Origin of the sequence: Streptococcus oralis, assembly GCF_021497945.1 — a bacterium.
GTDB classification, from domain to species: domain Bacteria; phylum Bacillota; class Bacilli; order Lactobacillales; family Streptococcaceae; genus Streptococcus; species Streptococcus oralis_BR.
Genome location: NZ_CP046524.1, coordinates 1,450,278 through 1,463,089, shown reverse-complemented (window position 1 = coordinate 1,463,089; position 12,812 = coordinate 1,450,278). Strand labels below are relative to the sequence as shown.

14 protein-coding genes are annotated in these 12,812 nt (G+C 42.2%); 5 read left to right on the top strand and 9 right to left on the bottom strand.

From position 1 onward, the window contains the following. Positions 1-6: 6 nt before the first annotated feature. Both GOM47_RS07440 and GOM47_RS07435 read right to left on the bottom strand, forming a co-directional pair. Positions 7-636, bottom strand: a complete 630-nt coding sequence (locus GOM47_RS07440) for an MBL fold metallo-hydrolase (RefSeq protein ID WP_235080381.1) — start codon at positions 634-636, stop codon at positions 7-9. Between the two features lie 63 nt (positions 637-699). Next, positions 700-1,794, bottom strand: a complete 1,095-nt coding sequence (locus GOM47_RS07435) for a DUF2974 domain-containing protein (RefSeq protein WP_235080380.1) — start codon at positions 1,792-1,794, stop codon at positions 700-702. Between the two features lie 156 nt (positions 1,795-1,950). Here GOM47_RS07435 and GOM47_RS07430 point away from each other — a divergent pair, with 156 nt between their 5' ends. Together GOM47_RS07430 and GOM47_RS07425 are read left to right on the top strand one after the other, a co-directional pair. Continuing rightward, positions 1,951-2,628, top strand: coding sequence for a response regulator transcription factor (locus tag GOM47_RS07430; protein WP_000548981.1), 678 nt, complete (start codon positions 1,951-1,953; stop codon positions 2,626-2,628). Then, positions 2,621-3,595: a sensor histidine kinase gene (locus GOM47_RS07425; RefSeq protein WP_235080379.1), complete on the top strand. Its 975-nt coding sequence runs from the start codon at positions 2,621-2,623 to the stop codon at positions 3,593-3,595. Before GOM47_RS07430 ends, GOM47_RS07425 begins: the two co-directional genes overlap by 8 nt. Before the next feature lie 47 nt (positions 3,596-3,642). On the opposite strand, the gene thrS is transcribed toward GOM47_RS07425, so the two are convergent. The 3 genes from thrS to GOM47_RS07410 all read right to left on the bottom strand — a co-directional run bounded on the left by thrS (position 3,643) and on the right by GOM47_RS07410 (position 6,857). Then, a complete protein-coding gene (gene thrS, locus GOM47_RS07420; RefSeq protein WP_235080378.1) occupies positions 3,643-5,586 on the bottom strand; it encodes a threonine--tRNA ligase in 1,944 nt (647 codons plus the stop codon). 10 nt (positions 5,587-5,596) lie between these two features. After that, positions 5,597-6,220: an AAA family ATPase gene (locus tag GOM47_RS07415; RefSeq protein ID WP_235080377.1), complete on the bottom strand. Its 624-nt coding sequence runs from the start codon at positions 6,218-6,220 to the stop codon at positions 5,597-5,599. A gap of 262 nt (positions 6,221-6,482) precedes the next feature. After that, complete coding sequence (locus tag GOM47_RS07410) at positions 6,483-6,857, bottom strand: hypothetical protein (RefSeq protein ID WP_235080376.1); 375 nt, start codon at positions 6,855-6,857, stop codon at positions 6,483-6,485. 194 nt (positions 6,858-7,051) lie between these two features. Between GOM47_RS07410 and GOM47_RS07405 the strand changes: the two genes are divergently transcribed. The 3 genes from GOM47_RS07405 to GOM47_RS07395 all read left to right on the top strand — a co-directional run bounded on the left by GOM47_RS07405 (position 7,052) and on the right by GOM47_RS07395 (position 9,456). Continuing rightward, a complete protein-coding gene (locus tag GOM47_RS07405) occupies positions 7,052-7,894 on the top strand; it encodes a metallophosphoesterase family protein (protein WP_235080375.1) in 843 nt (280 codons plus the stop codon). A 72-nt stretch (positions 7,895-7,966) separates the two neighbouring features. Beyond that, positions 7,967-8,404, top strand: a complete 438-nt coding sequence (locus GOM47_RS07400) for an Rrf2 family transcriptional regulator (protein WP_001167377.1) — start codon at positions 7,967-7,969, stop codon at positions 8,402-8,404. Positions 8,405-8,439: 35 nt separating this feature from the next. After that, positions 8,440-9,456, top strand: a complete 1,017-nt coding sequence (locus tag GOM47_RS07395; RefSeq protein ID WP_235080374.1) for a YdcF family protein — start codon at positions 8,440-8,442, stop codon at positions 9,454-9,456. 286 nt (positions 9,457-9,742) lie between these two features. On the opposite strand, the gene GOM47_RS07390 is transcribed toward GOM47_RS07395, so the two are convergent. From GOM47_RS07390 to GOM47_RS07375, 4 genes are all read right to left on the bottom strand, one after another. Then, positions 9,743-10,525 (bottom strand): DUF4037 domain-containing protein, encoded by a 783-nt coding sequence (locus tag GOM47_RS07390; RefSeq protein WP_235080373.1) that lies wholly within the window; start codon positions 10,523-10,525, stop codon positions 9,743-9,745. Between the two features lie 130 nt (positions 10,526-10,655). Then, positions 10,656-11,315: an amino acid ABC transporter permease gene (locus GOM47_RS07385; protein ID WP_235080372.1), complete on the bottom strand. Its 660-nt coding sequence runs from the start codon at positions 11,313-11,315 to the stop codon at positions 10,656-10,658. Positions 11,316-11,324: 9 nt separating this feature from the next. Next, positions 11,325-12,002, bottom strand: coding sequence for an amino acid ABC transporter permease (locus GOM47_RS07380; protein ID WP_049501479.1), 678 nt, complete (start codon positions 12,000-12,002; stop codon positions 11,325-11,327). A 12-nt stretch (positions 12,003-12,014) separates the two neighbouring features. Beyond that, positions 12,015-12,809 (bottom strand): transporter substrate-binding domain-containing protein, encoded by a 795-nt coding sequence (locus GOM47_RS07375; RefSeq protein WP_235080371.1) that lies wholly within the window; start codon positions 12,807-12,809, stop codon positions 12,015-12,017. Positions 12,810-12,812: the final 3 nt, after the last annotated feature.

Below are 12,812 nucleotides of genomic sequence, written 5' to 3'. Positions count from 1 at the left end.
TGCTTGCTAGAAAAAGGGATTGAAGGTCTTTTCGTGAGCGATGGTCGTAGCTGGCCCGTGTCCAGGATAGACGTCGTAGTTAGGGAGGGTGAATAGTTGAGTTTGAATGCTATGGAGAAGTTGTTCCATACTACCTGTAGGAAGGTCGGTCCGTCCGATGGTTTCGCGGAAAAGAGCATCTCCAGTCAAGACTAGATGGGCATCAGGAAAAACGAGGGAAACACCACCGATAGAGTGGCCTGGGGTTGGTAGGGCAGTAAAACGGAATTCCTCAAGCTGGTATTCCTCATGAAAGACAAAGGTGTGTTCTGCAGGTTTTGCGACCACATCTGCCATATCATCGTGACGAGGGAGGCCAGAAAGATTATCAACTGGAGTATAGAGCCAGCTGGCTTCACTTTCCGCTACATAAACTGGAGGATTTCCAAAAGTCTCACGCACCAAGTCCAGACTCATAATATGGTCGTAATGGGTGTGGGTCAGCAGAATCGCACAGACGGGTTTGTTGATTTTCTCGATAGTCTTGCGAATGGCTTCCCAATGGCTACCTGGGTCAACCACAATCAGGTGTTGGTCTCCCTCTATATAGTAGGTGTTTTCATAGGCAACAGGATTCACGGTTTTATGGATTTTCATAGGATTTCCTCTCTCAAAGAATGTACTGATATCAGTATAACACAGAAGAGAATGCTTAGGGTATCAGAAAGTCTTTTTCGTGCCTTGACGATTTTTCCAAGCCTGGTATCGGGTGTCAATCAAGAGTTGGGTTAAGCGCCCCATGGTTTCTCTTTCTTCGGGAGTGAGGGATTGAGCTTGTACAAAGAGTTGATGAATGTGTTCAATGGCATTGAAGGAAGAAAGATCGTTGATAGAGGAGATGCCCGCATCGAGAATGATTCCAAAAAAGAGGTCAAAGTAGAGCTGCAGTTCTTCGTCAGGAACTGTTTCAACCCATTCCTTGAAGGTTGTATCGACTTGCTGACTATCACTATTGGTCTCGTCTAGTTGGACAAAGTGTTTGTCTTCAATCTGCCAACTAAAGGTGTCGTGCTGGGCAAGGCCACCTAAGGCGGTGCTTCGAACGACGATTTTTTTATCCGGAATTTCCAGCATCATCCCGATGATAGACCCTTGTGGGATAAATACTTTCGTTCTTTCCATCATGTTTTGATAGCCAGGTGTTTCGGTTAGTTCCTTGTGAAGTCCAGGGGCATCAAAAGTATAGATAGCGATAATGTTTTTCTGCAAGTTTGGATCAAGTTGACTGGCAGCATAGACAGCTAGATTGCCCCCTTTTGAGTGTCCTGCTAGGATAACCTTTTGGTTAGGATGTTGGGCAAAAAAGTCCTCTAAATACTGAAGAGCATGTTTTTGAGCTGGGATTTCCTTCATATAGGTCATATGGAAATCTTCTTTCCAACCGATGATGCTGTCATCCGTCCCGCGAAAAACAAGCAAATAGGTATCGAGACTGATACGATAAGTCATAGCCGCAAACTGTTTTTGCAATTCAGGATCGATATCGTTGATAAAGTCTGAGAGCTTGCAATTTTTAAAGCGTTTGTGTTGAGAGAGTTGATCCAACAACTGGAGACGGTTTTTATTGGTCAACATCGTCGTGTCTCTAGGAATTTGAGGTGCTAGATCTATGAGACGCTTTGGTTCTTGAGTGACTACATCATCGAAAGCAAGATAGGTCAACTCAGTCAAGGCAAGAACATCTAACTCATTCACGGGGAGGTCATAAAAGGAATCGTATGCTACATCATTGAGGTAGTCAAAAATATTGGCCATAAAAGCTCCTTTCTCTATGTTTATCCTATCACATTTACCTAGAATTAGCTAGTGGGCTTGTTAGATTTTGCTATACTACTAGCGAGGTGATTTAAATACAGGTTTGCGTTTTATCCATAGGGAAAATCTGTTATAATAAGAACAAAGGAGGAGCGCATGCACAAGATTTTACTAGTAGAAGATGACCAGGTTATTCGGCAACAAGTGGGAAAACTACTCTCTGAGTGGGGCTTTGAGGTCGTTTTGGTAGAAGATTTTATGGAAGTATTGAGCCTTTTTGTTCAGTCAGAACCTCATTTGGTCCTCATGGATATTGGACTGCCTCTTTTTAATGGTTACCACTGGTGTCAGGAGATTCGTAAGATTTCCAAAGTGCCCATCATGTTTCTTTCTTCGAGAGATCAAGCGATGGATATCGTCATGGCGATCAATATGGGAGCAGATGACTTTGTGACCAAGCCTTTTGACCAGCAGGTGCTCCTTGCCAAGGTACAAGGCTTGTTGCGCCGTTCCTATGAATTTGGGCGGGATGAAAGTCTACTGGAGTATGCGGGTGTGATCCTCAATACCAAGTCTATGGACCTGCACTATCAGGGGGAAGTTCTGAGTTTGACCAAGAATGAATTTCAAATTTTGCGAGTGCTGTTTGAACATGCGGGCAATATCGTGGCGCGTGATGATCTGATGCGGGAACTCTGGAACAGTGACTTTTTCATCGATGACAATACCCTGTCTGTCAATGTTGCTCGTTTGCGCAAAAAGCTAGAGGAACAAGGCTTGGCAGGCTTTATCGAAACCAAGAAAGGGATAGGATACGGACTGAAACATGCTTGATTGGAAATCATTTTTTCTAGCCTATCTGCGTTCTCGCAGTCGCGTTTTTACCTATATTTTTTCATTAGGCTTTCTTGTCCTTCTCTTTCAGTTTTTATTTGCTAGTCTAGGAACTTATTTTCTTTATTTCTTTCTGCTCAGTAGTTTTTTGACCTTCTTATTTTTGGCTTGGGATATATTTGCAGAAGCTCAGGTTTACCGGCAGGAAGTACTCTATGCTGAGCGAGACCCCAAGTCTCCTCTGGAATGTGCGCTAGCAGAAAAGCTCGAAGAGCGTGAATCTGAATTGTATCAAAAGAAGTCTGAGGCTCAGAGCAAGCTGACGGATTTGCTTGATTACTACACCTTGTGGGTTCATCAGATCAAGACCCCCATTGCGGCTAGTCGACTTTTAGTGGCAGAAGTTTCTGATCGGGAGGTCAAGCAGCAACTGGAACAGGAAATCTTTAAGATTGACTCCTATACCAATCTGGTGTTGCAGTATCTTCGTTTGGAAAGCTTCCACGATGACTTGGTATTTGAAAAGGTTCAAGTGGAGGATCTGGTGAAGGAAGTGGTTCGTAAGTATGCTCTTTTCTTTATCCAAAAAGGACTGGCGCTCAATCTCCATGACCTTGACAAAATCATCGTGACCGATAAGAAGTGGCTGTTGGTCGTCATTGAACAAATCCTCTCAAACAGTCTCAAATACACCAAGGAAGGTGGGCTAGAGATTTATATGGAAGGCCAGGAGCTCTGTATAAAGGATACGGGAATCGGGATTAAAAACAGCGATGTGCTCCGAGTCTTTGAACGTGGCTTTTCAGGCTACAATGGACGCTTGACCCAGCAGTCATCTGGACTTGGTCTTTACCTATCTAAGAAAATTTCTGAAGAACTGGGCCACCAGATTCGTATTGAGTCTGAGGTTGGGGCAGGAACAACAGTACGTATCAAATTCGCTGAAGTGAAGCTCGTTATTGAGTAAAAAGAGATGAGAAAAAGCCTCCGATTGGAGGCTTTTGTGCTAGATTCTTATTTCTCAACGCGTGATTTGTTAGCGATGTCAGCAAGGATAGTTTGAACAAAGTCATCAACTGAGACAGTTTGTGTTTCTTTTTGTCCATAGCGACGAACGTTGACAGTTCCGTCTTCCATTTCCTTGTCACCAACGATCAATTGGTAAGGAATCTTGCTGGTTTGTGAAGCACGGATCTTGAACTGCATTTTTTCATTGCGCTCATCTACGTCTGCACGGACACCACGGTCACGGAGTTTCTTAGCCACTTCCCATGCGTAGTCCACGTGTTTTTCGTTAGAAACGGGGATGAGGGTCACTTGATGTGGTGCAAGCCATGTTGGGAAGGCACCTTTGTAGTTTTCAATCAAGATAGCTGTAAAGCGTTCCATAGTTGAGATAACCCCACGGTGGATCATAACTGGACGGTGCTCTTCACCATCAGCTCCGATGTATTTAAGGTCGAAACGTTCTGGAAGCAAGAAGTCAAGCTGGATAGTAGAAAGGGTTTCTTCTTTACCGAGGGCAGTTTTAACCTGGATATCCAATTTTGGTCCGTAGAAGGCTGCTTCACCTTCAGCTTCAAAGTAGTTCAGTTCCATATCATCCATAGCTGCTTTCAACATGCGTTGTGCATTTTCCCACATCTCATCGTTGTCAAAGTACTTGTGTTTATCTTCAGGATCACGGTAAGACAAGCGGAAACGGTAATCTGTCAAATTAAAATCTTCATACACGTCGATAATCAATTGAAGAATTTTCTTGAATTCTTCCTCAATTTGTTCTGGAGCTACAAAAGTATGACCATCATTTAGGGACATTTCACGTACACGTTGAAGGCCAGTAAGGGCGCCAGATTTTTCATATCGGTGCATCATGCCAATCTCAGCGATACGGATTGGTAATTCACGGTATGAGTGTACATGGTGTTTATAAACTTCGATATGGTGAGGACAGTTCATTGGGCGGAGGACAAACTCTTCACCGTCCCCCATGTCCATAGTTGGGAACATATCTTCACGGTAGTGATCCCAGTGACCAGAAGTTTTATAGAGTTCCACTGAGGCAATTGGTGGAGTGTAAACATGTTGGTAGCCTGCAGCGATTTCCTTGTCGACAATGTAACGCTCCAATTCACGACGGATAGTCGCACCGTTTGGCAACCAGAATGGCAAACCTTGACCAACTTCTTGAGAAATCATGAAGAGGTCTAGTTCTTTACCCAGTTTACGGTGGTCACGCTCTTTAGCTTCTTCACGCATTTGGAGGTAGTTCTTCAAGTCTTTCTTGTCAAACCAAGCTGTACCATAGATCCGTTGCATCATAGCGTTGTCGCTATTTCCACGCCAGTAAGCACCAGCTACGTTGAGTAGGTGGAAGATTTGGATACGGCCTGTTGATGGGACGTGCGGGCCACGACAGAGGTCCACGTATTCACCCTGACGGTAGATAGTCAAACCACCCTCGTCTTCAGAGTGTTCTTCAATCAATTCCAACTTGTAAGGGTCGTTCTTGAAGATTTCACGGGCCTCATCTTTCGATACTTCTTCACGAATAGATGGGAAGTTTTCTTTAACGATTTTTTGCATTTCTTCTTCGATACGAGGAAGGTCTTCGTTAGAGATTTGCCCAGCTTGGTTGTCTGTATCATAGTAGAAACCATCTTCGATAGCTGGACCAACTCCCAAGTGAATATCTGGGAAAAGGCGACGAGCTGCTTGGGCAAATAAGTGAGCAGCTGAGTGACGCAAGATCGGAAGAGCATCTTCGTGATCTTGCGTCACGATTTCAATGGCACCATCTTCAGTGATTGCACGAGTAGTGTCGATGAGTTTGCCGTTGAATTTACCGGCAAGAGCTTTTTTTGCTAGGGAATTGCTGATGGATTGAGCAATTTCAAAAGTTGTAACGCCAGATTCGAATTCACGAACAGCGCCATCTGGGAAAGTAATCTTAATCATGGTTTTCTCCTTAAATATTTATTCTATTTTTGTTGGACAATTTTAAGAGCCGAGCAACTTCTTCTGCAGTCTGATTTTCTGGTTGACTACCATCTGTTACGAGACTAGGATAGCCTAATTTCATCGCTTCCTTACGAACCATTTGAGCAAAAAGAATATCTCGTTGCATCCAGTTTTCAAAAGCTTGCTCAGGGTTGGTTGTACCCTCTAAGACATAAGGAACCCATTCTCTCTGTCTATAGTGCTTTTTTTGAAAATCAGCTGTCGGAGTCAAGCATAGATAGGATGATGCTTGACATTCAAGCTCCTTTACCAAGTGAGGCAAAAGTCCTGCTCCCTCCACCAAGAGAGGTCTGTTTTGATTTTTTATCAAGTAAGATTTTACATAAGGAAAAATCTCTTCATAAAAGTGCCATTCTTCATCTGCCATCTCTTCTGGATTTCTCATCCAGATTTGTTCTGGATTTCTATCCTGCCTAAGAAGGCAAACTGGCTGTGAGTCTGCACTTTCTTGACTCATCATCTCTTCTATCAAATCATCCAGTTTGATATGAAGTAGTTGATATTGTCTAGCAAGAAGTGAGGCAATTGTTGACTTTCCACTGCAAGGTGATCCGCCAATCATATAAAGCATCGTTCTTCCTCCTTCTGACAAAACAAAAAGCGACATCCTCGAAAGGACGTCGCAACGTGGTTCCACCTTCATTTATGTTCCTCAAAAAAGAGGGACACCTCAGATTGGCTTTAACGTAGCCACCGTTTTATGTTTGCATAAAAGTCAGTAGAGTAGTATCAGTTTAGGCTCTCTATGCGTTTCCAGCAACCACGCACTCTCTAGTAGAAAGGGACTAAGTGACTTGTCTCTATGCATTATTATAGCATGATTGCGAGATTTTTCAAGGATTTTGTGAAAGTTTTTTATTTTTTCCTCGCTGTAGCATGTATTTAATACCCGAACCTGAAGCCATACCAAGTAGGGCAAAGAGTTCATAAGCTAGGAAATAAACGAGAATGAATTCATTAAAAGTGATGATGGTAAAGCAATAGAGCAATCCGACACCAAGCAGCCACCACAGTGAGAATTGGAAACGGTAGCTATAAAGAAGGGACACGATGAAGGTTGCCAAAGGTGAAAAGAGGAGAATGTTGTAAATGTACAGTCCCTTCAGTGTATATGGGTCAGTGATGAGTAGTGAGAATAGCTCATAGAGGGGCCAGTAAAAGAAGAAAATGACAAGGCAGTATGGAATATACTTAAGATATTTCCGCATGGCAATAGTCCTCCAATCTGCAAAAATAGAGAGATGTTGAAGACCACATGATCCTAAATGAAGGGGAACTCTCTACCTATATTATAGCACGATTTGGAAGCTCTTACAAGATGTTATGATAGGCAGAAATAATAAGCTTTCTGAATTTTTTTGTTATAATACTAACAAAAGAAGTAAGAGAGTAAGGAGAAAGAATGACCAAAATAGCAGTTCTTTCAGACATACATGGGAATACAAGCGCCTTGGAAGCTGTACTGGCTGATGCAAAAGCGGAAAAGGTGGATGAGTACTGGCTTTTGGGGGATATTCTTATGCCTGGAACAGGACGTAGAAGGATTTTGAACCTCTTGGCTGATTTGCCCATCACAGTAAGAGTTCTGGGTAATTGGGAGAATAGTCTCTGGCGTGGTTTGCATCGCAAGTTAGATCCAACAAAAGCTAGTCATCGCTATCTCCTGCGCCAAAGTCAGTACATTTTAGAAGAGATTAGCCCTAAAGAAATAGAAGACCTCCACAATCAACCCATGCAAGTTCATCGTCAGTTTGGTGATTTGATGGTAGGAATCACTCACCATCTCCCTGATAAAAACTGGGGTAGAGAGTTGATTCATACGGGAAAGCAAGAAGATTTTGATAGATTGGTGACGAATCCACACGCCTCTATCGCAGTATATGGCCATATTCATCAACAGTTGCTTCGTTATGGAAGTGATGGACAGTTGATTCTTAATCCAGGTTCGATTGGGCAACCCTTCTTTTTAGATGCGGGATTACGTAAGGACCTGCGGGCCCAGTATATGATCTTAGAGTTTGATGAAGCAGGTTTGGCTGATGTTGATTTTCGTCGAGTGGATTATGATGTAGAAGCCGAATTGCAGTTGGCCAAAGATTTAAAGCTTCCCTATTTCCAGATCTACTATGAAAGTTTGGTAAATGGGATTCACCACACTCATAATCAGGAACTTCTGTATGAGATTGCCCAAGAACAGGGGCATGATATTGAGTTGGATGCATGGTTAGATAGTAGTAATGATTGACATGACATCAAAAAGGGGTATAATGAGTATGAGAAGAGAGATGATGAGAATCTCAGGTGAAAGGGGAATAAAATGCAAATTTCAAGTCGATTTACCATTGCGACCCATATGCTAATTATCATTGCTATCAAGGGCCAGGAAAGCAAGGTAACCAGTGATTTTCTCGCGGCCAGTGTTGGGGTCAATCCGGTTATTATTCGCAAAACCTTGTCCCAACTCAAAAAAGCTGAACTGATATCAGTTGCGCGCGGTACCGGCGGTACCGAGATTCTCAAAGACTTACAAGATATCAGTCTTTTTGATGTGTATCAGGCAGTCGAATGTTTAGGGAAATCTGGTAAACTCTTTAGTTTCCATGACAATCCCAACCCCAACTGTCCAGTAGGGGCCAATATCCATCAAGTCTTGGATCAAAAATTGCTGGATATCCAACTAGCGATGGAAAACCAGCTTCGTCAGACGAGTCTGGCTCAGGTTGTGGCAGATGCTCAGGATAAAATGACAAAGTAAGAGGGCTAGAGTCCTCTTTTTCTATTGCTATAATTATGGTACAATGTAGTCATCAAAGGAGAAAACTATGTACTTTTTTTAGGGACAATCGCAGTCTCTGGAATCCGGCTCTCTTGCTTTTATCTCTGCTCTTTTCTTACCTGTCTATTGCCAATCTTTTTTATGAAGCTGGGCAAGAAGAAGTGCACATGATTTTATTTGCAGTGATTTTTTTCTTGCTTCCATTTTTAGTTTTTCTAAGCGGCTTTTTCCTTATTTATAACGGATTTGTGTTATTGAAGAAAGAAGGGAAATCCAAGGCAAATTATTTGTCTCTTGGACTAGGGTGTGTGATTCTGTTCTTTTTTGTGATCATGGCAATCCGAATGAGCGATACCAATGGTTTGTTCTACACCAATCATCTAGTGAATATTATCTTTTTCTTTTTGATTTATTCGTATTTGATTTTTGGTTTTGCCTTTGCAGGATTTCTGTTATACTCAATCTTGTATCTCTTCATTCCTAAGAAAAAACATTATGATTTTATCATCATTCACGGAGCAGGCTTGTTGAATGGAGAAAAAGTGACTCCCTTACTAAAGAGTCGCATTGATAAGGCAGTTGAGGCTTATCACCAGTCTCTCAATCCCAATGTTAAAATCATCGCTAGTGGTGGTCGAGGTGGGGATGAGAAGATTTCCGAAGCTCGGGCAATTTGTAATTATTTGCTGAAAGAAACGGATGTTCCGAGAGAAGCCATTCTCCTAGAGGAAGACTCAACGACGACCTATGAGAATCTTCTCTTCTCAAAAGAAATGGGTGAGAAGCTGGTGGCTAGTCCACGTTTTCTTTTTGTGACCAATGATTACCATGTTTTTCGTACCAGTACCTATGCTCGCCGTATTGGGATGAAGGGAGATGGCCTTGGTTGCCGTACAGCTGCCTACTATATTCCATCGGCCTTTATTAGAGAATATATTGCTCTATGTGTGAAGATGAGATGGCTTTTTATCGCTTTCTATGTTTTGTTGATTTTAGCTCTGATTTTCTCTTATAGAGGTATTCTATGGTAATATGTAAAATTCATATTGTAATTCTTGTTAGAATCTCTAAAAAATCCTGTAGTAACCCTAAGGGAAAAAGTGTCACTAGTAATGAAAGAGCAGGGTAAGTGATTGTGAGTGCGGTTTTTGGAACGGCTTCATGATTGCTCGTCAATCAATTGAACAATTTCTAACCTAGTTACAGATTTTCAGAGAGAGCCAAAAATAGGCAACTGAATATGAGTAGACTAGAATTTTACAGTCAACGACAAATAAAAATGTGAACAACAACAGAGGTTCACATTTTCTTTTTGGTCTATGGCAAAATGGCTTTTAGTTCCTTCAGGATAGTTTGCAAGGTTACGATCGCTTGCTCTCCTTGTTGTGGTTGATAGAGTAGTTGGAAATACTTGCGAATAGTTTCTTCAAATTGTTTAGGGAGGAGAGTACAATTGGTCTTTGCGTACTCCAACATTCGTTTTTCACCAGGATGGGTTTGCTCATTGAGCGCAAACAGCAAGTCAAAGTAGGAAGCAAAAAATTCACTCGTACGATGATTCACACTGAGAAGATCATGGCGTTTGATAGCTTTTTCAATTTGGTGAGAGAAGGCAGGCATGGATTGTTCTAGCAAAAGGAGTTGCCTTTCAATGATATGCTTTTTGAGTTCCTGTGGATAGGGAATCTGATAGGCTCTTTGGAGCGAAGCATAGCGTCCATGCGGATCGTATAGAATCTTGCTGTGGAGTAGATTGTGCCACATGCAAGTTGTATAAGCATTTTGAGCTTGATGCTGAAAAACAGTTGAGTTTAGTTCTTGTTCAAACGACTCCAGAGAACGATAAATCAACTCGATTTCGATACCGTTGTTTAGTACGCAGTCATCCTCTAACTCCCAAAACTGGTTTCCAATTTCCATATAGGAGCAGTATTTGCTCAAAATTTTTAGGCGAGTCGCCTCATCAATAGAAGAGTTGAGATAGACATAGACATCATAGTCAGAATTTTGATCGTAGTCTTGTCCTGCACGTGAACCACCAAGAGCGATAGCTTCTACTTGTTCCAGTTGAGAGAATTCTTTGTAAAGGTCTTGAATCATTGTTTTTCTCCTTGCTTTATGCTTTTAAAGTCATTTTACCAAAAAGTAAAACGTTTGCATAGCATTGAGTTGCCCTTTTTCATTTATAGCAAAAAATGTGAACCCTTGTTTTGAGTTCACATTTCTTTTTTTATTCTGCGGCTTGTTGCCAACGTTTTGCTAGCATATGAGACAGGCTAGAAATGGCAAAGTTAAAGATAAAGTAAATCAAGGCAATCAGGATATAAAGACTGAAGACCTGCTCTGGTTCGAAATAACGTCCCATGAGAATTTGACTGGCGCCAAAGAGTTCTTGTAGAGCGATAACAGAGTAGAGCAGACTGGTATCCTTAATCACAGTTACAAACTGAGAAATGATGGCTGGCAACATTTTACGGATAGCTTGTGGGAGAATGATGTAGTAGAGGATTTGGGCTGAAGTGAATCCTTGCGACATTCCCGCTTCGTACTGACCCTTGTCCACGGCATTGAGACCACCTCGGATAATCTCAGCCAAGGCTGCTGAGGTAAAAAGGGTAAAGGCAGTAATACCTGCTGGTGTGGACTTCATCTTAAACACCAAAAAAATGGTGAAAATCCAGAGGAGGTTGGGAACGTTACGTACAAACTCGATATAAATGCTGGAGATGATCCGTAAGATAGGATTTTTCCCATTTCTCATGACGGCTAGTACTGTTCCGATAAGGGTCGAGAGGACGATAGCAATCAGAGAAATGTAGAGGGTCAAGCCAAATCCTTTAAAGATAAAGATTAGGTTATCTGGGGTCAAAACTTCTAAAATAGATTCCATAGTAATCTCCTAAAGTGAATAGGCTTTTTTGTTGGCTTGCTCCATCTTGCGACCAAACTGGGCAACAGGGAAGCATAGGGCAAAGTAGAGTAGAGCAGCACCTAGAAATGCTGGGATATAGTTTCCGTTGAGAGCCGACCAAGATTTGGTCACAAACATCAAGTCTACTCCAGAGATGATAGCAACAGTTGAAGTATTCTTGATAAGGTTAACGATTTGGTTGGTCAAAGGAGGGAGAATGATACGGAAGGCCTGAGGCAAGATAATCAAGCGCATGGCACTGATATAGGTAAAACCTTGCGATAAGGCGGCCTCCATCTGACCACTAGGAATAGACTGAATCCCTGAACGAATAACCTCAGCGATATAAGCGCCGTGATAGAGTCCCACGCAGAGAACAGCTGTCCAATAAATCGGAATCATGATGGTATGGTCACTGATAAGAGGTAAACCATAAAAGACGATGACAAACTGCACCAAGAGGGGAGTATTTTGGTAAAATTCGACAAAGATACGAGCCAAAACACGCAAGAATGGGCGTTTGCTAGTTGACATGGCCCCGAAGAAGATGCCCAAAACCATGGCGAGGATAAAGGAACCAATCGCTAGGGCAAGGGTGAAGAGGAAACCATTGAAAAATTGTCCAAAATCCTGAAAATAGGCTGTCCAAGATGATAAATCTGTCATGGGGTGTCCTCCTTAATCTGCAGTATGGCTAGATGGTTTAAGTTTGTAACGGTCATAGAGTTTCTGCAAACTACCATCCTTGCTCCATTTAGTGACCAAGGTATCAAGATAGTCGTTTAGCTCGGTATTTGATTTCTTGGTAACAATACCGTAGTCAGATGGCTTGAAACTATCATCTAGTAGTTCTGTGCGTTTGCTGATGTAGCCAGATAGGATAGAACGGTCTACAGAAAAGGCATCAATACGGTGAGCGTGAAGGGAAGTAATTAATTCTGGGTAGGAACCAAGTTCTACAAATTTAAAGGTTAGACCTTTCTTTTTACCCAGTTCGGTAATCAAGCGTTGGGTGATGGAACCTTGGGCAACTCCAATAGTTTTACCGTTTAAGTCCTCAATACTTTTGATGTTGGCGGATTTATTGACCAAAAATCCAGAAGCGTCCGTATAGTAGGGACTGGTGAAGTTGTATAGTTTTTTACGCTCGTCTGTGATGGTGAAGGTTGCGATATCCATGTCGACCTGTTCATTGTCTAGAAGTGGTCCACGAGTTTGCGCTGTAACAGGCACATAGCGAACCTTGACTTTAAGCTCATCGGCTACCATCTTGGCCAAGTCCGTTTCGATACCAGAATAAGTCCCTGTCTTGGGGTCCTTGTAACCAAAATTAGGAACGTCTTGTTTCACACCGACAACTAGCTCGCCTCTCTTTTGAATATCTGCGATGCTGGTGTCGGCCTGAACTGGTTTTGCAGCAGCAAGGCCGAAAAGGCTAATCAATAATGCTGATAAAAAGAATTTCTTTTTCATAGG